We start from the raw sequence: 22136 nt of genomic DNA, 5'->3' as shown, positions 1-22136 counted from the left end.
ATCATGTCATCGACCGATCCGGCCTCGATCGTTTACGCCTTCGATATTCCTGCCGAGCAGCCCTGGTCGCGGGTGCTGAAGAAGGGCCAGACACTGCGCATCATCGACAGCGAGGGCGAGCAGGCGGTGGACGCACTGATGTACGTGGCCGATGATACCGCCGAACGCTACAGCGCGCAGGATACGCTGCGTGTCCAGGATTCGGCCTATCTCGAGCTCGGGACGCGGCTGATTTCCAACCGTGGCCGGGTGATGGCGCGGATCACGGCAGATACCTGCGGCCGCCACGACACCTCGGCGGGCTGCTGTTCCTGCGAGAGCAACGCCGTGCGCTTCGGCGAGGCGACGCGCTACCTGCATGCCTGCCGCGAGAACTTCATCCTGGAGCTGTCGCGGCATGGCCTGACCAAGCGCGACATCGTCTCCAACCTGAATTTCTTCATGAACGTGCCGATCGAGCCCACGGGCAATTTCACCGTGCTGGACGGCCCCTCGGTGCCGGGCAACTACGTCGACGTGACCGCCGAGATGGATTTGCTGTTCGTGATCTCGAACTGCCCGCAGGTCAACAACCCCTGCAACGGCTTCGATCCGACCCCAATCCGCGTCGAGATCAGGGAGACGTCTGCAGCCGCGAGCCTTTAAGTCCGCCTGCAGGTCCATCTGATCGATGTTGGCAGCGAGCCAGAGAGGCTCAACTCCGCCTCGTCGCGCAGGTGATAGCAGCGACAGAGCAGGCGTCGGCCTATGCGGCGCAACGGCGTAACGGGAACGCCGGCGGCTGGAGGCGCCGCGCGAGGAGAGTTGGCCGCCTCCTTCGCCTCCCCGTTGCCAGCAGATGCTGGTAAATCACGTGAATGTTATGCATAAAGTCGGTGATGGAACCCCTTTTGGGACTGGTCCGTGAGCTCTGAACCGAACGCATTGAACATTGGCCCGCGGCTCCGGCGCGCCCGCTTGTCCAAGGGGATGCGGATGCGCGATCTGGCGCAGGTCGTCGGCTGCGACGAGAGCATGATTTCCAAGATCGAGGCGGGCAAGGTGATGCCGTCGCTGCCGATGCTCGACAAGATGGTCCACGCGCTCGACCGCGACATGGCCTCGTTCTTCGGTTTGAGGGTCGACGACTACAAGCTGGTGCAGAAGCCCGAGGAGCGGATGAAGGTGCCGGTCGATGCGCTGCGCGGCGGCAAGGGCGTCGTGTATGAGCGTCTGGTGCCCGTGGCCGCCGGAAACCTGCTCGAAGCGAACATCCACGTCGTGGCTCCCGGCGGTGAGAAGGTCGATCTCATTACTCATCAGGGCGAAGCCGTCGGTTATCTCATCTCCGGAACCATCGAACTCACCATCGATGATACGACCTATCTCATGACCGCCGGCGATTCCTTCTTCTTCAAGGCGTACCTGACCAACAGCTATCGCAACGTCGGATCCGACGAGGCGCGGATCGTCTGGGTCAACACCCCCCAGGTTCACTGAAGTCCCGCTGTCTCCATCTCCGAGATTGTCGCGATCGTCGCGGCTGAGCCATCGGCTGCCTGTGCATGAATTTCATGCATGTGGCTAGAACACTTGCAGGCCCGCCTGGAACCAGCATGTTTCGCGCTAGCTCTGGGGCCGCTTTTCGGGCCGCAACAAGCCAAGTTCCGCAGACCCTATAATTCAAGGGGTCTCTGTGACCCGTGGCATAGCGCTTGCTTTGAAGGTCAACATGACTGTGATGCATGCCGTGCCCCTGGCTGCGTCGACCTGTCGATGGGGCCTCACCCGCTGATGCGCGCGGCGTTAGCCGCTGCCATCAGCGACTGATGGCAGGCGCAGCGCTGATGGCTTTCGTTTGGAAACGACTGCTGGGCACCATCCCAAGTCTGGTGGGCGTCGTCGTTCTCACCTTCTTCATCTCGCGCGCTTTGCCGGGAGATCCCGCGGCGTTCTTCGCCGGGCCTGCGGCGAATGCCGCGTCGATCGCCAGCATTCGCGCCACGCTGGGCCTCGACCGTCCGCTGCCGGTGCAGTTTGTGAGCTACATCGCCGACCTCGCGCACGGCAATCTCGGCCGCTCGCTCACGACCGGCCAGCCGGTGCTGACCGATCTGCTCGAACGGTTGCCCGCATCGCTGGAGTTGTCGTCCTTTGCGCTGCTGTTCGCGATCGGCATCGCCATCCCGATGGGGGTGTGGGCAGCAACCCGCATCAATGGCGGCGTCGATCATGCCTGCCGCGCGGTGGTCACCGTCAGCGCCGCTTTTCCGACCTTCTTCGTCGGTTTGCTGTTCGTCTACGTCTTCTACTTCCTCCTCGGCTGGGCGCCGCAGCCGCTCGGCCGGCTCGACGAGATCGCCTTCTCGCCGCCGCCCCGTGTCACCGGCGCCTATACCATCGACGCCGCCATTGCCGGCGATTGGCCGGTGTTGCGCGCGTCATTGGCTCAGCTGATTTTGCCCGCGATCTCGCTCGGCCTGTTCGCGCTGGCCCCGATCGCGCGGATCACGCGCGCCGCGATGCTTGAGGCGCTGAGTAGCGACTTCATCCGCACGGCGCGCGCCAGCGGCCTGCCGGTGCGCAAGATCCTGATGGCTTACGCCTTCCGCAACGTGCTGCTGCCGGTCTCGAGCGTGCTCGGCATGGTGTTCTCCTTCCTGATCGGATCGAACGTCCTGATCGAGCAGGTGTTCGGCTGGCAGGGCGTCGGCGCCTATGCGGTGGCTGCCGTCATCGCTTCCGACTATGCGGCGGTCCAGGGCTTCGTGCTGATGATGGCCGTGCTCTACGTGCTCTTGAATCTCCTGGTCGACGTGTTCGCGACGCTGGTCGATCCACGCGTCCGGTTCGAGGGCTGAGCGATGAGCCTCACCACGTTCGCCCGCAACACCGGCTATGCGTTCGGCGAAAATCGCCTCACGCTGGTGGCCGCGATCATCCTGGCGCTGCTGACCTTGTGCGCGATCTTCGGTCCGTCGATCGCGCCGTACGATCCGCTGCTCACCTCCGCCACCACCAAGCTCGCGCGCCCCAGCCTCCTGCATCCCTTCGGGACGGATGCGCTCGGGCGCGACATCCTCAGCCGCGTCATCGTCGCGACGCGCCTCGACCTCGGCATGGCCGTCTCGGCGGTGGTGCTGTCCTTCGTGGTCGGTCTCGCGCTCGGCTCGCTGGCCGGCTATTTCGGCGGCTGGACCGACCGCATCATCGGCCGCGCGATGGACACCATCATGGCGTTCCCGCTGTTCGTGCTCGCCATGGGCATCGTCGTGGCGCTCGGCAACAGCGTCGCCAACATCATCATCGCGACGATGATCATCAACCTGCCGTTCTACTGCCGCTTCGCCCGTGCGGAGGTCAACGTGCGGCGCGAGCTCGGCTATGTCGAGGCGGCGCGCATGGGCGGCAATGGGCCGCTGCGGGTGCTGCTCAATCACATCGTGCCGAATATCCTGCCGCCGATGATGGTGCAGGCCTCGCTCAACATGGGCTGGGCGATCCTCAACGCCGCCGGCCTGTCCTTCATCGGGCTCGGCGTCCGGCCGCCGACGCCCGAATGGGGCATCATGGTCTCCGAGGGCGCCAGCTACATCATATCAGGCGAGTGGTGGGCCTTCATGTTCCCGGGCGCCGCGCTGGTGCTGGCGGTGTTCTCCTTCAACATGCTGGGCGACGGACTGCGCGACCTGCTCGATCCGAGGAAGCGCGTGTAATGGCGCAGCTCGAGATCGACAATCTCTCGGTGGAATTCCGCACCCGACACGGCGTGGTGCGGGCGCTCGACGGGGTAAGCCTGTCGGTGTCCCGCGGCGAGATCGTCGGCGTCGTCGGCGAAAGCGGCTCCGGAAAATCCGTCACCGCCTACACCGTGATGGGCCTCAACGACGAGGCCGCGAAGGTCACCAACGGCGCGATCACGATGGGCGGCATCGATCTCCTGGCGGCGCGCCCCGAGGCGTTGCGCGAGCTGCGCGGCCGCGAGATGGCGATGATCTTCCAGAGCCCGCGCACCGCGCTCAATCCGATCCGCAAGGTCGGCAAGCAGATCGAGGACGTCCTGCAGGAGCATGCCGCGCTGCCTCGGCGCGAGCTCAAGGCGGCGGCGATCGCCGCATTGTCGCGCGTGCGCATTCCCGATCCCGAACGCCGCGCCGAGGCCTATCCGTTCGAGCTCTCGGGCGGCATGTGCCAGCGCGTGATGATCGCGATGGCGCTGGCCTGTACGCCGTCGGTGCTGATCGCGGACGAGCCCACCACGGGCCTCGATGTAACAACCCAGGCCGTGATCATGGATCTGATCAAGGAGATGAGCCGCTCGACGCAGATGTCGACCTTGCTGATCACCCACGATCTCGGTCTGGCCGGTGAGTATTGCGACCGGATCGCCGTGATGCACGCCGGCCATATCGTCGAGATCGCGCCGACCGAAGAGCTGCTGGCGCGTCCAGCCCATCCCTATACACAGCGATTGCTGGCGGCGACGCCGGTGCCGGACTCGCGGCTCGACGATCTCAATGCCATTCCCGGCCATCTGCCCGACCTGCGCGGCGCCTTGCCGCCGTGCCGCTTCAGCGGTCGCTGCGAGCGGCGGCAGCCGATCTGTGACGAGGCGGAGCTGCCCTGGACCGAGCTGTCATCTCAGCACCTCGTGCGCTGCCGGTACCCGCTGTCATGACCGTGCTGCTCGAAGCCAGGTCGTTGTCCAAGCTGTACCCGATCAAGCGGGCGGGCAGGGGCGTCAGCCTCCATGCGGTGGACGATGTCAGCCTGACGATCGCGGCCGGAGAAAGCGTCGGTCTGGTCGGTGAATCCGGCTGCGGCAAGTCTACCATGGTGCGGCTGCTCGGCCGTCTCATCGATCCCACCGCGGGCCAGGTGCTGCTAGAGGGAGAAGATCTGACCGCGATCACGCAGACGAAGTTCGCGGCATCGCCGAGCCGGCGGCGCATCCAGGTCGTGTTTCAGGACGCCACCGAAAGCCTCAATCCGTCGTTCCGCGTGTTTCAGGCGATCGCCGATCCTTTGAAGCGGCTGCTCGGCCTCACCAGCAGCGCCGAGATCGAGCAGCGCGTGCGCGCAACCGCCGCGTTGGTGGGATTGCCGGAGGAGCTGCTGCAGCGCTATCCGCATCAGCTCTCGGGCGGCCAGCGCGCGCGTGTCGGCATCGCGCGTGCCGTGGTCGTCGAACCCTCGCTGCTGATCCTCGATGAGCCGACCTCGGCGCTCGACGTGTCCGTGCAGGCCGTGATCCTGCGGCTGCTCGACGATCTGCGCGACCGGTTGTCGATGAGCTATCTGTTCGTGTCGCACGATCTCAACGTCGTCAGACTGCTGTGCTCACGCGTCGTCGTGATGTATCTCGGCAAGATCGTCGAGATCGCGCCGGCGGAGGCGCTGTTCACGGCGCCAAGTCATCCCTATGCGCAAGCGCTGGTGGCCGCGATCCCGGATCCGGCGCGACGCGGTGAAACGCGGCCACGGCTCGATGGCAGTCCGGCGAGCCCGATCAACCCCGATCCCAACATCTGCCGCTTCTACGGACGCTGCCCCAAGGCCGCTGATATCTGCACCAAGGCCATGCCGCCGCTGCGCGCGGTCGGACCGGATCATTTCGCCGCCTGCCATTTCGCTCTCTCACCCGCTGGAGCCCACGATGAGCGCTGACAACGAGATCTGCCGCATGGACGCCGCCACGGTGGCGGCCAAGGTCAAGGACAAGACGTTCTCCGCCGCCGAGGTCACCGAAGCGGTTCTGCGGCGCATGGACAAGCTCGAGCCGCACATCCACGCCTTCTGCACGCCGACGCCGGAGGTGGCGCGCGCCGCGGCGGCCGCAGTCGACGCCAAGATCGCGGCCGGCGAAGACCCCGGGCTGCTGGCGGGCGTGCCGATCGGCATCAAGGATCTGGTCGCGACCAAGGACATCCTGACGGTGATGGGATCGCCGCTGTATCGCGACTTCGTGCCCGACGAAGACGATATCGTGGTCGAGCGCCTGAAGGCGGCCGGCGCCGTCATCATCGGCAAGACCAACGTGCCGGAATTCGGCTACAGCGGCGTCGGCCACAATCCGGTGTTTCCGGCGACGCGCAATCCCTGGAATCTGGACATGACGTCCGGCGGATCGAGCGCCGGCTCCGGCGCCTCGGTCGCGTCCGGTGTCGCGCCGTTTGCGATCGGCTCCGACGGCGGCGGCTCGATCCGAATTCCCTCGGCTCTCTGCGGCCTGTACGGCATCAAGGCCTCGATGGGCCGCGTGCCGCTGTATCCCGGCTGCCGCGACGAACGCTATCCCGGCGTCTCCAGCTGGGAGTCGCTCGAGCATGTCGGCCCGATGAGCCGCACCGTCGGAGACTCCGCGCTGATGCTGAAGGTGATCACCGGACCAGATCCGCGCGACCGCTATTCGATCCCGGCGGCCGACTTCGACTATGTCGATGCCACGAAGGAGAGCATCAGGGGCCTGCGCATCGCCTACAGCGAAGACTGGGGCTATGCGCCTGTCGATCCGGAGGTCCGTCGCGTCGTCTCCGAGGCGGTGCGCGTGTTCGAGACCGATCTCGGCTGCACGGTCGAGCGCGCCGATCCCGGTTGGGACGATCCGTTCCCGCATTTCTGGACCATCGTGGCCGGCGATACCGATCTCACCGGCCTGCGCCGGATGATGAAGGGACGTGAAAAGGAAATGTCGCCGCATCTTGTTGCATTGTTGCAGCGGCAGTGGACGGCGGAGGAGTTCACCGACGCCAAGATGATGCGGCAGATGGTCTGCAACCGCATGTGGCGGTTTATGGCCAACTACGACCTGCTGATCACGCCGACGCTCGCGGTCCCGGCTTTCCCGCTCTACATGCAGGGGCCCGAGATCATCGAAGACAAGATGGTCACGACCGGCGACTGGCTCTGCTTCACCTTCATCTGCAACCTGACCGGACAGCCCGCCGCGACGATTCCGGCCGGGTTCACCAAGTCCGGCCTTCCCGTCGGCATGCAGATCATTGGCCGCCATCTCGCGGACCGCACCGTGCTCGCCGCCTCCGGCGCTTTCGAGCAAGCGCGTCCGTGGGCGCACAAATGGCCGAAGCTGTTGAGCGACCTCGGCCTCTGACCCTGCCTATCACATCCACCTGACAACATCCAGAAAGGACGCACGATATGAAGCTCTATCGCAGTCTGGTCGCAGCGGCGTTGCTCACAGCGTCCGCTGTGCTGCCCGGCGCCGTTGCGCATGCGGAGATCGCCAAGGACACCTTGGTGATCGTATCCGAGATGGGCCCGAACGGTCTCGACACGATGGTGCCGACGGCGAACGATCACAGCCGCATGGTCGTCTGGCAGGCCTATGACCGCCTGGTCAGCCATGGCGAAAAGACGCTGGCGGACGGCACCGTGTCCTACGATGCGAAGGTCATGACGCCGGAGCTGGCCGAAAGCTGGGAGGCCAGCGAGGACGGTAAGACCTACATCTTCCATCTGCGCAAGGATGCGACGTTCCACGACGGCACGCCCGTCACCGCCAAGGACGTCAAATGGTCGTTCGATCGCGCCATCGCCGCCGGCGGCTTTCCGGCGGTGCAGATGGCGGCGGGATCCCTGGTCAAGCCCGAACAGTTCTCCGTCGTCGACGATCACACCTTCAAGGCCACGTTCGATCAGTTCAACAAGCTGACGATGCCGGACCTGGTCGTGCCCGTGCCGGTCATTGTCAACTCAGAGCTGGCCAAGAAGCACGCGACGGCGCAGGACCCGTGGGCGTTCGACTGGGTGTCGCGCAACGATTGCGGCGGCGGCGCCTACAAGGTCGAATCATGGACACCGGGCCAGCAGACCGTGTTCACGCGTTTCGACGCCTGGAAGTCCGGTCCCTTGCCGAAGCTCAAGCGCGTCGTCTATCGCCAGATCGCCTCCGCTGGCACCCGCCGCGCGCTGCTGGAGAAGGGCGACGTCGACATGTCGGTCGGCTTGCCGCCGAAGGACTATGCCGAGCTGGCGGAGCAGGGCAAGGTCACGATCATCGGCGTGCCCGTGCAGAACGACCTCGTCTTCGTCGACATGAATGTCAAGATCGCGCCGTTCGACAATCCGAAGGTGCGCGAGGCGATCTCCTATGCGATCCCCTACAAGGAGATCGTCAGCTCCGCGCTCTACAATCGCGCCAAGCCGATGTTCGGTGGCGATCCGTCCAAGCCTTATCCCGACGCGACCTGGCCGGTCCCGATCAAGCATGGTCAGGACCTGGCGAAAGCCAAGCAGCTGCTCACCGAAGCCGGCTTGCCGAATGGCTTCAAGACCACGCTCTCGATCGATCTCAGCGAATCCACCGTGCGTGAGCCGACCGCCATCCTGATCCAGGAGGCGCTGAAGAACATCGGCGTCGAGCTCACGATCGAGAAGGTGCCGGGATCGAACTGGTTCGCGCAGATGGCCAGCAAGACCATGCCGATGGTGATCGCCGAATTCTACGGTTGGCTCGACTATCCCGATTACTTCTTCTTCTGGACCTTCCATGGCGGCAACAATTCGGTGTTCAACACCGCCAACTACGTCAACCCGGATCTCGACAAGGTCATCGACGAGGCGCGGTTCACGAGGGATCCCGAGGTCTACAAGACCAGCCTGAACAAGATGGTCGACATCGTCATGACCGATCTGCCGCGCATCCCGCTCTACACCCGCTTCGCCGACTACGCGATGCAGAAGAACGTCAAGGGGTTCGAATACTGGTTCCACACCCATCCGGACTTCCGCAAGCTCTACAAGGAGTGAGGCGGGGAGAGAGGACGGCAGGCGTGCCCCGCAGGGCGCGCGCCTGCTCTTCATCAAGGACATGCTGTGCAGGACACTCTCGGAGCCTTCGTTCCCGGCGCCATTCTTCGGCGCCCGCCGCATCGCTCCGGCCCGCTGTCGGGCCTGAGCTTCGCGGTCAAGGACCTGTTCGATGTCGCGGGCGATGTGACCGGCTGCGGCAATCCCGACTGGGCCGCGAGTCATGACGCCCCGGAGACGGATGCCTGGGCGGTCGATGTGCTGCGGCGCGCCGGCGCGGCACTGACCGGCAAGACCATCACCGACGAGATTTCGCTCGGGCTGCTCGGCATCAACAAGTTTGACGGCACACCGCTCAACCCGCGCGCGCCGGACCGGGTCCCTGGCGGCTCGTCCAGCGGCTCCGCATCTGCCGTGGCCGGCGGCCTCGTCGATGTGGCGCTGGGGACGGACTCTGGCGGTTCGGTGCGCACGCCCGCGAGCTTCTGCGGGATCTATGGTTTGCGTCCCACTCACGGCCGCATCTCCGTCGCCGGACTGATGGCCCAGGCGCCGACATTCGACACCGTCGGCTATTTCGCCAGGGATGCGCTGACCTTCGGTCGGGTCGGAGGCGTGCTGCTCGGCGAGCAGCTTGCGGACGCGCTGCACCCGGAGATCGTGATCGCGTCCGATTGCTTCGCGCTCGCCGACGAGCCGGTCAGGCTGGCCTTGGAGCCGGTCATCGAACGACTCCGAAAAGCCGTGCCTACTACCGCGGCGGCGCTGGCCAAGGGCGAACTGCTCGAATGGGGGCGACATCAGCGCATCCTACAGAAGAGCGAATTTCATGCGACATTTCGCGACTGGATCGATCGGGTAAATCCGCGCTTTTCCTCGGAGGTGGCCGGCGCCTTTGCCGATGACGGCCGTATCGCGGCGCAGGATCTCGCAGCCGCCAAGGGATTCCGCGAGGTGGCATCGAAGCGCCTCGACGATGTGCTCGACGGCCGACGCATGCTGTGTCTGCCGACGTCGCCCATCCTGCCGATCGCTCGCGATGCGCGTCTGTCGGAGATGCGCGCCGCCGTGCATCGGATTGTCGATTTGACCTGCATCGCCGGACTGACGGGGCTTCCGCAGGTGAACCTCCCCGTTGCGACTTCAGGTCCCATTCCCGTCGGACTGTCTCTGATCGGCTGGCGCGGCGGTGACGCGTCGCTGCTCGCGGCGGCGCAGACGCTTGCAAAAGAGTTCTCAATCGGCCTGTACGAGGAGCTGTCATGACCGACGTCAAGGATGCGCGCACGCTGACGCTCGCAGGCGGGCTCAAGGTGCTGAACGCAGCGATCACCGAAGCCGACCGGATCGGCCAGCCGATGTGCATCGCCGTGGTCGATACCGGCGGCAACCTGCTGGCGTTCGGGCGCATGGATGGGTCGAAGGGACTGAGTGTGACGTCGTCCATCAACAAGGCGCGCACGTCGGCGTTGTCGGGTTCGCCGACCGGCGGCGCGCATGCGGACGTGGAAATTCAAGTCACCTTGGCGCATGAAAGCCGTTGGACGAATCTGATCGGTGGCCTGCCGATCTGCGTCGACGGCTTCATTCTTGGTGCGGTTGCGGCAGGCTCCGGGTCAGGCGCGCAGGATCTCGCCGTTGCCCGGGCCGGTGCAGCCGCCATCCCCGGCGCCGACATGTATATCGACTTCGAGCCGATGGGCGCGGAAGATTCAGGGATCGTCAGGGGCACGACGCTCCGGGCGCGGGTCTGAAGGCGGCTGGCCGTGATGCGTACGGTCGTAGGTGAACATTGAATGAAGCGTCACGTCTCGGCGCGTTTTCCGAGACCCATCGCGTCGTCGGAATCGGCGAAGCGAGAGCTGAACGACGTAACGATTCGACGGCCTCAATGCGGCTGAAGCAGGCCCGTTCACAATGAAGCCTGGCCCGGATGGCTCTGCAATCGAGAGCGGGCGAACCCGATGTACCAGTCGAGGCAATCCGGGTTGGCCATCGCATCGCGGTTGATGACCTTGTCCAGCTGCTGTCCGAGCAGCAGCTTCTTGATCGGAAGCTCCTGCTTCTTGCCCGACAGCGTGCGTGGGATCTCTGCAACCGCAAAGATCTCGTCGGGCACGAAGCGTCGCGACAGACTGGCTTCGACCGCCATGTTGATCTTCCGCTTCATTGCATCGTCGAGCGCAACGTTCTCGCGAAGGACGACGAATAGCGGCATGTAGCTCTCGCGGCCGAGATATTCGAGATCGACGACCAGCGAATCCAGCACCTCCGGCAGCGCCTCGATGGCCGAGTACAATTCGCTCGTTCCCATCCGCAAGCCATGCCGGTTGATGGTGGCGTCGCTGCGGCCGTAGATGATGCAGGAGCCGTCCGGATCGACCTTGAGCCAGTCGCCATGCCGCCAAATCGGCGCGCCGTCGCGGGTCTTGTACGTATCGAAATAGCTGGCGAGATAGCGTGCATTCCCGGCGTCGTTCCAGAACCGCAGCGGCATCGACGGCATTGGCTCGGTGCAGACGAGCTCTCCGACCTCGCCGACGACAGGCTCGCCCTGGTCGTTGAACGCCTCGACCGCCGCGCCGAGCGCGCGGCACTGCATCGTTCCGGGCACCTGCGGCAACTCGCGATTGCCGCAGATGAAGGCGCCGGCGAAATCGGTGCCGCCCGAGATGTTGGACCACCACATCTGCGCCTGCGCCGGGCTGCCATTGACCTTTGCGAGCTCCGCAAAGCGCAGGTCGAACCAGGCTTGCGTATCGGCGCTCAGCGGCGAGCCGGTGGAGCCGAGGCAGCGCAGGCGGGACAGATCGCCTGCGTCCGCCAGTTCGATGTCCGCCTTGACGCAGCTCGCGAAGAAGGCCGCGCCGGCGCCGAAAAAGGTCGAGCGCGAGTTTGCGACGAAGCGCCACAGCGTGATCCAGTCCGGATTGTCCTTCGGTCCCGCCGGACTGCCGTTGAAGATGCAGCAGGTGGTGCCGTTGAGGAGCGCGCCGACCTGGTTGTTCCACATGATCCAGCCTGTCGAGCTGTACCAGTGATAGCGCTCGCCGAACGAATTCGGCTGGTAGGAGCAGCCGATGTCGTTGTGCAGCCCGAGCAAAGCGAGCGTGACGATGATGATGCCGCCATGACCATGCACGATCGGCTTCGGCAGCCCCGTGGTGCCGCTCGAATAGACGATCCAGAGCGGATGGTCGAAGGGCAGCCAGTCCGGCTCGAAAGCGTCGATGCCCGGGCCTGTTCTTGCCAGGATATCCGCGAGACGGACGTCCCCCTCGGCTTGCGCGCGGGCGTCGTCACTGTGGAGGATAACGTGACCCACCGTCGGCAACGACCGGCGCAGCTCCTCGACGACACCGCGGCGATCATGCCGGCGTCCCGCATAAGTGACGGCATCGCAGGCGATCAGCACCTTGGGTTCGATCTGCTTGAACCGGTCGATCACGGCAGGTGCGGCCATGTCGGGTGCGCAAACACTCCAGATGGCGCCGATGCTGGCCGCGGCGAGAAACGCGATCATGGCTTCCGGGATATTGGGCAGATAGGCGGCGACCCGGTCGCCGGGCGCGACGCCTTGCTCACGCAGATGCAGCGCCAGAGCGGCCGCCTTTCGCCGCAACTCCGGCCAGGATGTTTCCGTCAGCCTGCCGTCCTCGTGGCTGCTGATGATCGCGGGCAGGCCCGCGGCATCGGCTGCGCCGACGTGACGAAACACCTGCCTGGCGTAGTTGACCGAAGCAGCGGGAAACCAGACCGCTCCCGGCATCGTGCGCTTGGCCAGCACGGTCGAGAACGCGGTCGGCGACTGCAGGTCGAAATAGTCCCAGATGCTGCGCCAGAAGCTGTCGAGGTCGCGGATGGACCATTGTCGCATCTCCTCGAAGGTCTCGAAGCGGAGGCCGCGATTGTCCTTCAGCCATTGCCGATAGAGAGCCATTTGCGGGACGTAGGGAGCTGTCATCATTCATTCCGGCTTGTTTGCATCTTACGGAAACGCCGAGAGGCGCTCATTTCGATTTCTGCTTGCGCCGCTTGTAGAGCGCGTTGAAGCCTCCGGCCATGAAGGTCACGAACCGCTCGCGCACGGCCACGAAATCGTCGGACTTGCACCGACCGCCGGACAGGCGGTCGATGCGGCCCGTCCGTGACAGGATCAGCGAGTACGCGCCGGAGGTGAACTGGAAGCTCCAGAACAGGTCCTCCGGCGCGGCGTCGGGCAGCGCCTTCTGCAGCAGCCCGATGAGACGCAGCACCATCGGATCGAGATAGGCGTCCATCATCTCCACGCCATAGCCGGGCGCGTTGGCGACCTGCGCGAAGATGCGGCCGAAATGCCGCCAATTGTCCTCTTCGTTGACGTAGACGTCGAACGCGCCGTCATAATAGGCACGCAGCGCGCCTTCCACGGTCGGACGATCTCCGGCCTTGGCCTCGTAGGCATCCAGCCCGGCCGTGCGCACCGTGACGGCGTATTCCATGCGGCGTTCGAACACGGCATCGAACAACGCCCTCTTGCCCTCGAAGTAGTAATGGATCAGCGCGGGATGGATGCCCATCTTGTCGGCCACATCCTTGATCGTCACGCCGTAATAGCCGAGCTGCGCGAACAGCTCCTCGCTGGTGTCGAGGATCAGCTTCAGCGTGGTCGCGCGTTGTTCCGCGCGGGTGCGGCGCCCCTCAGGCTTCGGCTGTGCTGCCATGCTCTCCATGATCCCTGATCGGCGCACGCGGCGCCATTGCTGTCTCGACGATGCGGGGAGGGGCGCTCCCGGTCAAGCGACACTTCGGCCTTCCGACAATTTCATTTAGTGCTAAATGAATGAACTTGACCGGCGGTCGGCCGGACGGTAGGTCTGCAAGCGTGACGGACGTGATCTCCAAGCAGGTGGGCAGCCTGAGCTGCCGCGCTTGGCGTGCGCTGACGTCACCAACAATCGGCTGGCGATCGATCAGCCGCTCATGGGAGGATACATGACACGGATCAAGTCGACGGGGGCCGCCCTGCTGATGCTCGGCATGGCCCTTTCAGCCCCGGCGTTTGCGCAAAAGAAATACGACGTCGGCGCCACCGACACCGAGATCAAGATCGGTCAGACCAATCCCTCGAGCGGGCCCGCGTCCACCTTCGGCGCCATCGGCAGGGCGGAGGCCGCCTACATCCGGATGATCAACGAGCAGGGCGGCATCAACGGGCGCAAGATCAACCTGATTCAATACGACGACGCCTACAGCCCGCCGAAGACGGTCGAGCAGGTGCGCAAGCTGGTCGAAAGCGACGAGGTGCTGACCACGTTCCAGATCATCGGCACGCCGCCGAACGCCGCGGTCCAGAAATATCTCAACGCCAAGGGCGTGCCGCAACTTCTGGCGGGAAGCGGCGCGTCCCGCTTCACCGATCCCAAGAACTTCCCGTGGACCATCTCCGCCAACCCGAACTACCAGTCAGAAGCGCACATCTATGCGAGATACATTCTCGAGAACCATCCGAACGCCAAGATCGGCATCCTCTATCAGAACGACGATTTGGGCAAAGATTACGTCAAGGGGCTGAAGGACGGGCTCGGCGCGAAGGCCGGCATGATCGTCAAGGAGCTGTCTTACGAAGTGTCCGACCCGACCGTGGATTCGCAGTTGGTCACGCTCAAGGCCTCAGGGGCCGACCTGTTCTACAACATGTCGACGCCCAAATTCGCGGCCCAATCGATCAGGAAAGCCGCCGAGCTCGGCTGGAAGCCTGTGCATATCCTGGAGGTCAATGCGACGGGAGTCGGTCAGGTGCTGGTCCCGGCGGGGCTGGAGAACGCCAAGGACATCATCTCCGTCGCCTACGGCAAGGATCCGCTCGATCCGCAATGGGCCGACGACGAGGGCATGAAGCGCTACAAGGCGTTCATGGCGAAATACGCGCCGGGCGAGGACGCCAACAGCGGCTACGCGACCTATGGCTACTCGACGGCGGCGCTGCTCGTCCAGATCCTCAGGCAATGCGGCGACGAGCTGACGCGGGCCAACATCATGAAGCAGGCGACGAACATCAAGGGCTTCGTGCCGGATCTGGGGCTGCCGGGGATGTCGATCACGACGACGTCCGATGACTACCGCATCAACAAGCAATTCCAGATGATGAAGTTCGACGGTCAGCGCTGGATTATTTCTGGGCCGATCCTCACCGACGACTTCAAGGCGGACTAGCTCATCTCGTCTGGTCATGGCCTCGGCCGGGCGCCGCTTGCGGGCCCTGACGCCGGTGGTCCTGCCCCGACGTCCACACAGAACTCTCTGCATCGGAGCGCCGCGCATGACCAGTGAAGCCGTTCGCCGCCGTCGGGGCTTCGATCCCGCGGCGCTCGCAGCGATCGGCCCGGCGCTCGCCGAATTCGTCGATCGCGGCGAGCTCGCAGGCATCGTGTCGCTGACGTCGAGAGGCGGCGAGGTCGTTCACGCCGAGACCATCGGCTGGCGCGATGTCGAGACCAAGAGCCCGATGCGCCCGGACACGCTGTTCCGGATCGCGTCGATGACCAAGCCGATCACCTCCGTGGCGGCGATGATGCTGGTCGAGGAGGGCAGGATCGATTTGGCGGACCCGATCTCGCGCTGGGTTCCGGAACTCGCCGATCTGCGGGTGCTGCGCAACGCCGCTGGCCCGCTCGATGACACCGTGCCCGTTAATCGCCCGATCACGATCGAAGATCTGCTGACGCATCGCTCGGGGATCGCCTACGCGTTCTTTTCGGAAGGCCCGCTCAAGCTCGCCTACGAGCGCACGCTCGGCGATCCCGCCATGAACCGGTCGACGCCTGACGAATGGCTCGCCGCGCTCGGCACGCTGCCGCTCGCGTATCAGCCCGGCGACCGATTCCACTACGGCCATTCGACCGACGCGCTCGGTTTCCTGATCGGCCGGGTCGAAGGCAAGCCGTTTCGGGAGGTGCTGCGAGAGCGCATTTTCACCCCGCTCGGCATGGCCGATACTGATTTCTGGCTGCCGCACGCGAAGCGCGATCGTCTTGCGAGCTTGTACGGCTATGACGAGGCGGCAGGCCGGCTTGTGAAGCTCCAGCCGGTGATGTACGACGCGCCGCCCGACTACACGCCGGGCGGCGGCGGCTTGATCTCGTCCGCGCCCGACTATCATCGGTTCGCGCGCATGTTGCTCGGAGGAGGGGAGCTGAATGGCGTCAGGCTGCTGCGGCGTGAAACCGTTGACCTGATGCGGACCAACCGTCTGACGTCCGCGCAGCGGCAGGTCCCTTTCGCAGGCATGCCGCTGTGGCAGACCTCCGGATTCGGGCTCGGACTTGCGCTTGGGGATACGTCCGCGGGCAATCCCTATGCCTGCGGCGCGCCGGGATCGATGACCTGGCCCGGCATCTTCGGCACGTGGTGGCAGGCCGATCCCGCCAACGACCTGGTCATGATCTATCTGATTCAGCATCAGGTGCCGGTCTCGGCCGGAGCAGGGGCCACGATCGCCACCGGCCGAGGCGCTACGGGCCGCCGTGCTCTTCCCATCTTTCAGAGTGGAACGTACGCAGCCCTGTCCGACATGGCGGAACAGGCGATATGACCTTGCCGCGCGCATCCTGGTGGGAAGGACTTGTCCACGATGTGGACGCTGACATTCCGCGCGATGAAACGTCGAGCCGCGACGAGCTGCTGCCTCGCATAGCGGAACTGTAACATGCCTTCACGCCATCCTTGAGCTTGTGTTCCGGCCGTTATTCTGCTCAGTGCCTCTTCAAATTGCGCGATGATGCGCATCGATCGATCGACTGAAGTCGACAGCCAGTGAGGAAACAAGAATATGCGCAAGTTAACTTTGGCCATTACCCTGATCCTTCCGATGCTCGGCCATGCCGCGCAGGCCGAGGACACCATCAAGATCGGCTATATCGACCCGCTGTCCGGCGGGGGCGCCAGCGTCGGCGAGGGCGGCCTGAAGACCTTCCAATATCTCGCTGACGAACTCAACGGCAAGGGCGGCATTCTCGGCCGCAAGGTCGAGATCGTGCCGTTCGACAACAAGACCAATCCGCAGGAGAGCTTGGTTCAGGCCCAGAAGGCCATCGACGCCGGCGTTCGCTTCATCACGCAAGGCAACGGATCCTCCGTCGGTCTCGCGCTGGAGGACTTCGTCACCAAGCACAACACCCGCAATCCCGGCAAGGAAGTGCTGTATTTCAACTATGCGGCCGTCGATCCGAGCATGACCAACGAGAAGTGCAGCTACTGGCATTTCCGCTGGGACGCCAGCTCCGACATCAAGATGGAGGCGCTCACCAACTACATGAAGGACATTCCGTCCATCAAGAAGGTGTACCTCATCAACCAGGACTATTCATTCGGCCAATCGGTCCGCAGCGACGCGCGCAAGATGCTCGCGGCGAAGCGGGCAGATGTGCAGATTGTCGGCGACGAACTGCATCCGCTGCTGAAGATCACGGACTTCTCGCCCTATATCGCCAAGATCAAGGCGTCCGGTGCCGACAGCGTCATCACCGGCAATTGGGGACAGGACATTGCGCTGCTGCTCAAGGCCGCTGCCGACGCCGGCTTGAAGGTCAACTGGTACACGTACTACGCGGGTGGCGCCGGCGGTCCGACCGCGATCAAGCAGACCGGCCTCGATCATCAGGTGTTCCAGCTGACCGAAGGCTTCGCCAACTCGGGCAACCCCTCCGCGATGGACTACGAGAAGGCGTTCCGCGCCAAGGTCAACCTGTCACTGTGGTATCCGCGCGCGGTCAACGAGATGCGCATGTTCAAGGCGGCGGCCGAAAAGGCCAACTCCGTCGATCCGGTGAAGGTCGCGGCGGCGCTCGAGGACCTAAAGTTCGAGGTTCTAGACGGCGGCACCGGCCTCATGCGCAAGGATGACCACCAGTTCTTCCAGCCGATCTACATCTCGTCGTTCGGCAAGCTCGCGGCGAACGAGCCGTTCGACGAGGAGAACACCGGCTGGGGATGGCATCTGGTCTCGAAGGTCGATACGCCTCAGGCCATGGTGTCGACAACCTGCAAGATGACGCGGCCGTAACCATCGGCGCCGGCTTCCCGCACGGTTCACCGTGCGGGAGGCTTTCTGCCGATCGATCAGAGAATGAGCGGCAAGGGCATCGAAGCCCGACATTCGCGAGTGCGCCGTGCTTGAACTCATCGTCATCTCCACCCTCAACGGCGTGCTGTTCGGCATGCTGCTGTTCCTGCTGTCGAGCGGCTTGACCGTCATCTTCAGCATGATGGGGGTGCTCAATTTCGCCCATGCCAGCTTTTACATGCTGGGCGCCTTCTTCGGGTTCCAGCTCACCAAATGGGTGGGCTTCTGGCCGGCGCTGCTGCTGGCGCCGCTGCTCGTCGGGGCCATCGGCATGGCGGTCGAGCGTTACGGCCTGCGCAACACGCACAAGCATGGCCACGTCGCCGAGCTGCTGCTGACCTTCGGCCTTGCATTCGCGATCGAGGAAATCGTCTCGATGATCTGGGGGAAGACGCCGCTCGATTACCGTGTGCCGGCGCTGCTGGACTTTCCCGCGTTCACGATCTTCTCGACCAACTATCCGGCCTACAAGCTGTTCATGCTGGCAGTGTCGGTGACGATCTTCGTGGTGCTGCTGATCGTGCTCAAGCGCACCCGCGTCGGTCTGATCGTGCAGGCGGCGTTGACCCATCCCCACATGGTGGGGCATCTCGGCCATAATGTCGGACGCGTCTTCATGGTGGTGTTCGGGGTCGGCAGCGCGCTGGCCGGTCTCGCCGGCGTGATCGCCGGCCCTGCCTTGGTGACGCAATCCGACATGGCCGCGGCGCTCGGACCGATCCTGTTCGTGGTCATCGTGTTCGGCGGCCTGGGCTCGCTGCCGGGCGCCTTCATCGCCTCGCTGGTGATCGGCCTGGTGCAGACCTTCGCCGTGGCCCTGAACGGCTCGCTGGCAAGCGCCTTCGGCCCGCTCGATCCGGCCGCCGGCCCATCGGTGCTCACCGACATCTGGAACGTCACGATCGCGCAGGTCGCGCCGATCGTTCCTTACCTGCTGCTGGTGCTCGTGCTTATCGTGCGTCCCGTGGGCCTGATGGGGACGCGTGAATCATGACCGCCGCAGTGACCTCGGCTTCGCACCCTCTGGCGAAATCCGCCGGCTCTCCCCTCCGCTTCTACGCCATCTGGCTGATCGGCATTGCCGCGCTGATCATCCTGCCGCTGCTGTTCAGTTCGGGCGGATCGCTGACATCTTTCAGCCTGATCGGGATCGCGATCGTGTTCGCGCTCTCCTACAACATTCTCCTCGGCCAGACCGGACTGCTGTCGTTCGGCCATGCGGTTCACTACGGCCTCGGCGGCTTCGCCGCCTGCCACATGATGAACGCGGTGGTCGCGCATGGCTGGCCGATTCCGCTGCCGTTCATTCCGCTGTTCGGCGGACTGGGCGGGCTCGCTTTTGCCATGCTCCTCGGTTGGGTCATGACCAAGCGCGCCGGAACGGTGTTCGCGATGATCTCGCTCGGGATCGGCGAGCTCGTCGCGTCGTCGTCGCTGATCCTGCGCTCGGTGTTCGGCGGCGAAGCCGGCATCACCACTGACCGCACGGCCTTGCCGCGCATGTTCGGCTGGACCTTCGGGCCGCAGCTGCAGGTCTATTACCTGATCGCGTTCTGGCTGGTGCTGTCGGCGATCGCGATGTACGCGCTGACCCGGACGCCGCTCGGGCGCATCAGCAACGCCGTTCGCGACAATCCCGAGCGCGTCCAGTTCATCGGCTACGATCCTCATGTCGTTCGCTATCTCGCCTACTGCTTTGCCGGCTTCTTCGCGGGCATCGCGGGTGGCCTTGCCGCGATCAGCTTCGAGATCGCCAATTCCGCCTATCTCGGCGCGATCCAGTCGGGCCTCGTGCTGTTTTCCACCTTCATCGGCGGCACGGCCTATTTCTTCGGTCCGATTCTCGGCGCGATCCTGGTGACCTATCTCCAGCTCGGCCTGACGAGCCTCACCAGTGTCTGGCAGCTCTATTTCGGCATCATCTTCATCGGCATCGTCATGTTCTCGCCGGGCGGCATCGCCGGCCTCCTGATGATGCACCGGCCGCTGATCCGGGCCGGGACACTCGGAATGGTGATCCCGTCCTATCTCCTGGCTGTCGTGCCGACCGCGGCGCTCGCCTGCGGCGTCATCCTGACCATCGAGACCGTCGCGCGCTATTCCGGCGGCGACGCCATCAACCTGTTCGGCGTCGCGTTCAATCCACAATCGCCGGTGACGTGGGCTGTCGCCGCAGTCCTGGTGGTCGGTGGCTTCCTTGTCGCACGTTTGACCTGGCAGCGGATCGCCGAAGCCTGGGACAGGGCCGCCACCGTGGCGCGTGACCGGGGGTATCTGGCATGACCGCGGCCATCGAAGTCCGTGCCGTCGAAAAGCGCTTCGGCAACGTCGGCGTCATTCGCGACCTCAATCTCAGCGTCAACAGGGGTGAGCGCCACGCCATCATCGGCCCGAACGGCGCCGGCAAGTCCACGACGTTCAACCTGATCAGCGGGCATATCCGGCCGACCTCGGGCGAGGTGAGGTTGAACGGCGACGTCATCTCCGGCCTGCGGCCGTTCGAGATCAATCGCCGCGGCCTGTCGCGCTCGTTCCAGGTGACCAACGTGTTCGCCCGCATGACCGTGTGGGAGAACGTTCGGTGCGCCGTGCTGTGGGCGACCGGACACCGCTACGCGTTCTGGAAGAACGTCGACAGCCTGCCGGAGGTGCGCCAGCGGACCGCGGAGATCCTCGACGACATTCATCTGACGCATCGGCGCGACGTTCCTGCGGGATTGCTGACTTATGCCGAGCAGCGCGAGCTCGAAATCGGTGTCACCATCGCCAGCGGCGCGACGGTGGTGATGCTCGACGAGCCCACCGCCGGAATGAGCAACGCGGAAACCGAGCGGGCCGTGGCCTTGATTAGGCGGCTCACCGAAGGGCGGACGCTGGTGATCGTCGAGCACGACATGAGCGTGGTGTTCGGCCTTGCCGATCGCATCTCGGTGCTGGTCTATGGCCACATCATCGCGTCGGGGACGCCGGAGGAGATCCGGCGGGACCCGAAGGTGAGGGAAGCCTATCTCGGCGAGGAGGCCCACTGATGCTCGAAGTCAGGAACCTCCACGCCTATTACGGCAAGAGCCACATCCTCCAGGGCGTCGATCTCGACGTTGCCGCGGGCGAGGTGGTGAGCCTGCTTGGCCGCAACGGCGTCGGACGCTCGACCACTGTCAAGGCGATCATGGGCGAGGTCAGTCCGCAGGGGACGATCCGCTTCAAGGGCCGGGACATTGCCGGCCTGCCGAGCTACAAGATCGCCCGGCTCGGGCTCGGCTACGTGCCCGAGCATCGCGATATCTTCCCGAGCCTCACGGTGCGTCAGAATCTCGTGCTCGGCATCAAGGATATCAGGCGGCCGGGCAAGTGGCGCCTGCAGGACATGCTCGACATGTTCCCCAATCTCGCCGCGCGCGCCGATACCCCCGCCGGCGTCCTCTCGGGCGGCGAGAAGCAGATGCTGACCACCTGCCGAACCCTCATGGGCGACCCCGATCTGATCATGATCGACGAGCCCACCGAGGGGCTGGCGCCGCTGATCGTGCAGCAGGTCGGCGACCTGATCGCGCGAATCGCCGCGGCCGGCGTCGCGATCCTGCTCGTCGAGCAGAAGCTCTCGATTGCGATGCGTATCTCCAAGCGCGTCTACGTCATGGGCCACGGGCGTGTCGTGTTCGAAGGAACGCCGGACCAGCTCAAGGCCAACACCGCAGTGCGCCAGGAGTGGCTCGAAGTCTGATGGCGCTTGGCGTTGAGCCCGCCGATCTGCTGACGCTGCATCGTGAAATCTAAAAGATCGTCGTTTGGCCGGACGCCTCGCATGGCATGACGGGTAACGCGCTACTTTCCCTTGGACGCGTCCGAGAGCATTCACCTTCGCCGTGCGATTGATGCTCCCAAGAGAAACGCGATTAGCAGAGAAGCGAGCGGGGCCTCTCGAGCGACGTTGCTCAAGACGCTGAGCGGCATTCCCGGCTTGCGTCCTGACTCCACAGTGTCGTGCACCTGCTTTGCAGCCCGCCTGGCGACATCGACGAAAGAATCGATGGCGGATTTCTTGTCTTCGGCGGGGTAGAGCCCCTCATAGATGAACGGCTGGAGGGCCGGATCGTCGCTCATAATCTTCTCTCTTTTGAAGTGGGCTAGGACAACAATGTCGCGGAGTTCGGAATGGTTCCGCGCCGTCCGCCGTTTTGCAGGGTCCCGAGCCGGCGGGCGCGGCTCTGACAACGTCCTCGGCAAGGTCGCATGATCGACGCCGTGTCCGCCTTGCGCACCCGGATCGCATCCCCGATGGGAG

Annotated in this window: 20 protein-coding genes; 17 read left to right on the top strand and 3 right to left on the bottom strand. The window is 64.5% G+C overall.

Translation table 11 applies throughout. The features are described from left to right. Positions 1–3 precede the first annotated feature (3 nt). From NLR35_RS07000 to NLR35_RS06955, 10 genes are all read left to right on the top strand, one after another. Complete coding sequence (locus NLR35_RS07000) at positions 4–645, top strand: urea amidolyase associated protein UAAP2 (RefSeq protein ID WP_257165822.1); 642 nt, start codon at positions 4–6, stop codon at positions 643–645. Positions 646–903: 258 nt separating this feature from the next. Next, entirely contained in the window at positions 904–1479 is a 576-nt protein-coding gene (locus NLR35_RS06995; protein ID WP_257165821.1) for a cupin domain-containing protein, read from the top strand. A gap of 344 nt (positions 1480–1823) precedes the next feature. After that, positions 1824–2840 (top strand): ABC transporter permease, encoded by a 1017-nt coding sequence (locus NLR35_RS06990; RefSeq protein WP_257166145.1) that lies wholly within the window; start codon positions 1824–1826, stop codon positions 2838–2840. Positions 2841–2843: 3 nt separating this feature from the next. Then, entirely contained in the window at positions 2844–3695 is an 852-nt protein-coding gene (locus tag NLR35_RS06985; protein ID WP_257165820.1) for an ABC transporter permease, read from the top strand. Then, positions 3695–4657, top strand: a complete 963-nt coding sequence (locus NLR35_RS06980; protein WP_257165819.1) for an ABC transporter ATP-binding protein — start codon at positions 3695–3697, stop codon at positions 4655–4657. The genes NLR35_RS06985 and NLR35_RS06980 overlap by 1 nt, the downstream gene beginning before the upstream one ends. Next, positions 4654–5646, top strand: coding sequence for an ABC transporter ATP-binding protein (locus tag NLR35_RS06975; RefSeq protein ID WP_257165818.1), 993 nt, complete (start codon positions 4654–4656; stop codon positions 5644–5646). Before NLR35_RS06980 ends, NLR35_RS06975 begins: the two co-directional genes overlap by 4 nt. Continuing rightward, positions 5636–7090 (top strand): amidase, encoded by a 1455-nt coding sequence (locus NLR35_RS06970; protein ID WP_257165817.1) that lies wholly within the window; start codon positions 5636–5638, stop codon positions 7088–7090. The genes NLR35_RS06975 and NLR35_RS06970 overlap by 11 nt, the downstream gene beginning before the upstream one ends. Before the next feature lie 47 nt (positions 7091–7137). Next, positions 7138–8748, top strand: a complete 1611-nt coding sequence (locus NLR35_RS06965; RefSeq protein ID WP_257165816.1) for an ABC transporter substrate-binding protein — start codon at positions 7138–7140, stop codon at positions 8746–8748. 66 nt (positions 8749–8814) lie between these two features. After that, positions 8815–10014, top strand: a complete 1200-nt coding sequence (locus NLR35_RS06960) for an amidase (RefSeq protein WP_257165815.1) — start codon at positions 8815–8817, stop codon at positions 10012–10014. Beyond that, positions 10011–10502: a heme-binding protein gene (locus NLR35_RS06955; RefSeq protein ID WP_257165814.1), complete on the top strand. Its 492-nt coding sequence runs from the start codon at positions 10011–10013 to the stop codon at positions 10500–10502. Before NLR35_RS06960 ends, NLR35_RS06955 begins: the two co-directional genes overlap by 4 nt. Positions 10503–10660: 158 nt before the next feature. Here the strand turns inward: NLR35_RS06955 and NLR35_RS06950 are convergent, their stop codons facing one another. Next, positions 10661–12712: an acetoacetate--CoA ligase gene (locus tag NLR35_RS06950; protein WP_257165813.1), complete on the bottom strand. Its 2052-nt coding sequence runs from the start codon at positions 12710–12712 to the stop codon at positions 10661–10663. 46 nt (positions 12713–12758) lie between these two features. Then, positions 12759–13451, bottom strand: coding sequence for a TetR/AcrR family transcriptional regulator (locus NLR35_RS06945; protein ID WP_257165812.1), 693 nt, complete (start codon positions 13449–13451; stop codon positions 12759–12761). Positions 13452–13722: 271 nt separating this feature from the next. On the opposite strand from NLR35_RS06945, the gene NLR35_RS06940 reads away from it, so the two are divergent. The 7 genes from NLR35_RS06940 (at position 13723) to NLR35_RS06910 (ending at position 21575) form a co-directional block, all read left to right on the top strand. Beyond that, positions 13723–14943, top strand: a complete 1221-nt coding sequence (locus tag NLR35_RS06940) for an ABC transporter substrate-binding protein (RefSeq protein WP_257165811.1) — start codon at positions 13723–13725, stop codon at positions 14941–14943. Between the two features lie 16 nt (positions 14944–14959). Next, on the top strand, positions 14960–16321 hold the full coding sequence (locus tag NLR35_RS06935) for a serine hydrolase (protein WP_257165810.1): 1362 nt from the start codon (positions 14960–14962) through the stop codon (positions 16319–16321). Positions 16322–16558: 237 nt separating this feature from the next. Further along, positions 16559–17791 carry a branched-chain amino acid ABC transporter substrate-binding protein gene (locus NLR35_RS06930; RefSeq protein ID WP_257165809.1) on the top strand — a complete coding sequence of 411 codons (1233 nt, stop codon included), beginning with the start codon at positions 16559–16561 and terminating at the stop codon, positions 17789–17791. Between the two features lie 106 nt (positions 17792–17897). Beyond that, positions 17898–18845 (top strand): branched-chain amino acid ABC transporter permease, encoded by a 948-nt coding sequence (locus NLR35_RS06925; RefSeq protein ID WP_257165807.1) that lies wholly within the window; start codon positions 17898–17900, stop codon positions 18843–18845. After that, on the top strand, positions 18842–20134 hold the full coding sequence (locus NLR35_RS06920; protein ID WP_257165806.1) for a branched-chain amino acid ABC transporter permease: 1293 nt from the start codon (positions 18842–18844) through the stop codon (positions 20132–20134). Before NLR35_RS06925 ends, NLR35_RS06920 begins: the two co-directional genes overlap by 4 nt. Further along, positions 20131–20880, top strand: coding sequence for an ABC transporter ATP-binding protein (locus NLR35_RS06915; RefSeq protein ID WP_257165805.1), 750 nt, complete (start codon positions 20131–20133; stop codon positions 20878–20880). The genes NLR35_RS06920 and NLR35_RS06915 overlap by 4 nt, the downstream gene beginning before the upstream one ends. After that, positions 20880–21575, top strand: a complete 696-nt coding sequence (locus NLR35_RS06910; protein ID WP_257165804.1) for an ABC transporter ATP-binding protein — start codon at positions 20880–20882, stop codon at positions 21573–21575. The genes NLR35_RS06915 and NLR35_RS06910 overlap by 1 nt, the downstream gene beginning before the upstream one ends. A gap of 131 nt (positions 21576–21706) precedes the next feature. Here the strand turns inward: NLR35_RS06910 and NLR35_RS06905 are convergent, their stop codons facing one another. Next, positions 21707–21955 carry a hypothetical protein gene (locus NLR35_RS06905; RefSeq protein ID WP_257165803.1) on the bottom strand — a complete coding sequence of 83 codons (249 nt, stop codon included), beginning with the start codon at positions 21953–21955 and terminating at the stop codon, positions 21707–21709. Positions 21956–22136 lie beyond the last annotated feature (181 nt).

Origin of the sequence: Bradyrhizobium sp. SRS-191 (assembly GCF_024586915.1) — a bacterium.
GTDB lineage: Bacteria > Pseudomonadota > Alphaproteobacteria > Rhizobiales > Xanthobacteraceae > Bradyrhizobium.
Note: the sequence above shows the minus strand (reverse complement) of the source record. Positions and strands in the feature narration are given on the sequence as shown.

Coding starts and splice junctions, on each gene's coding strand:
- NLR35_RS06965 (WP_257165816.1), top strand. CDS start 7,138: ATGAAGCTCTATCGCAGTCTGGTCGCAGCGGCGTTGCTCACAGCGTCC.
- NLR35_RS06955 (WP_257165814.1), top strand. CDS start 10,011: ATGACCGACGTCAAGGATGCGCGCACGCTGACGCTCGCAGGCGGGCTC.
- NLR35_RS06985 (WP_257165820.1), top strand. CDS start 2,844: ATGAGCCTCACCACGTTCGCCCGCAACACCGGCTATGCGTTCGGCGAA.
- NLR35_RS06945 (WP_257165812.1), bottom strand. CDS start 13,451: ATGGCAGCACAGCCGAAGCCTGAGGGGCGCCGCACCCGCGCGGAACAA.
- NLR35_RS06905 (WP_257165803.1), bottom strand. CDS start 21,955: ATGAGCGACGATCCGGCCCTCCAGCCGTTCATCTATGAGGGGCTCTAC.
- NLR35_RS06975 (WP_257165818.1), top strand. CDS start 4,654: ATGACCGTGCTGCTCGAAGCCAGGTCGTTGTCCAAGCTGTACCCGATC.
- NLR35_RS07000 (WP_257165822.1), top strand. CDS start 4: ATGTCATCGACCGATCCGGCCTCGATCGTTTACGCCTTCGATATTCCT.
- NLR35_RS06935 (WP_257165810.1), top strand. CDS start 14,960: ATGGCCTCGGCCGGGCGCCGCTTGCGGGCCCTGACGCCGGTGGTCCTG.
- NLR35_RS06940 (WP_257165811.1), top strand. CDS start 13,723: ATGACACGGATCAAGTCGACGGGGGCCGCCCTGCTGATGCTCGGCATG.
- NLR35_RS06930 (WP_257165809.1), top strand. CDS start 16,559: ATGCGCAAGTTAACTTTGGCCATTACCCTGATCCTTCCGATGCTCGGC.
- NLR35_RS06920 (WP_257165806.1), top strand. CDS start 18,842: ATGACCGCCGCAGTGACCTCGGCTTCGCACCCTCTGGCGAAATCCGCC.
- NLR35_RS06980 (WP_257165819.1), top strand. CDS start 3,695: ATGGCGCAGCTCGAGATCGACAATCTCTCGGTGGAATTCCGCACCCGA.
- NLR35_RS06915 (WP_257165805.1), top strand. CDS start 20,131: ATGACCGCGGCCATCGAAGTCCGTGCCGTCGAAAAGCGCTTCGGCAAC.
- NLR35_RS06910 (WP_257165804.1), top strand. CDS start 20,880: ATGCTCGAAGTCAGGAACCTCCACGCCTATTACGGCAAGAGCCACATC.
- NLR35_RS06970 (WP_257165817.1), top strand. CDS start 5,636: ATGAGCGCTGACAACGAGATCTGCCGCATGGACGCCGCCACGGTGGCG.
- NLR35_RS06950 (WP_257165813.1), bottom strand. CDS start 12,712: ATGACAGCTCCCTACGTCCCGCAAATGGCTCTCTATCGGCAATGGCTG.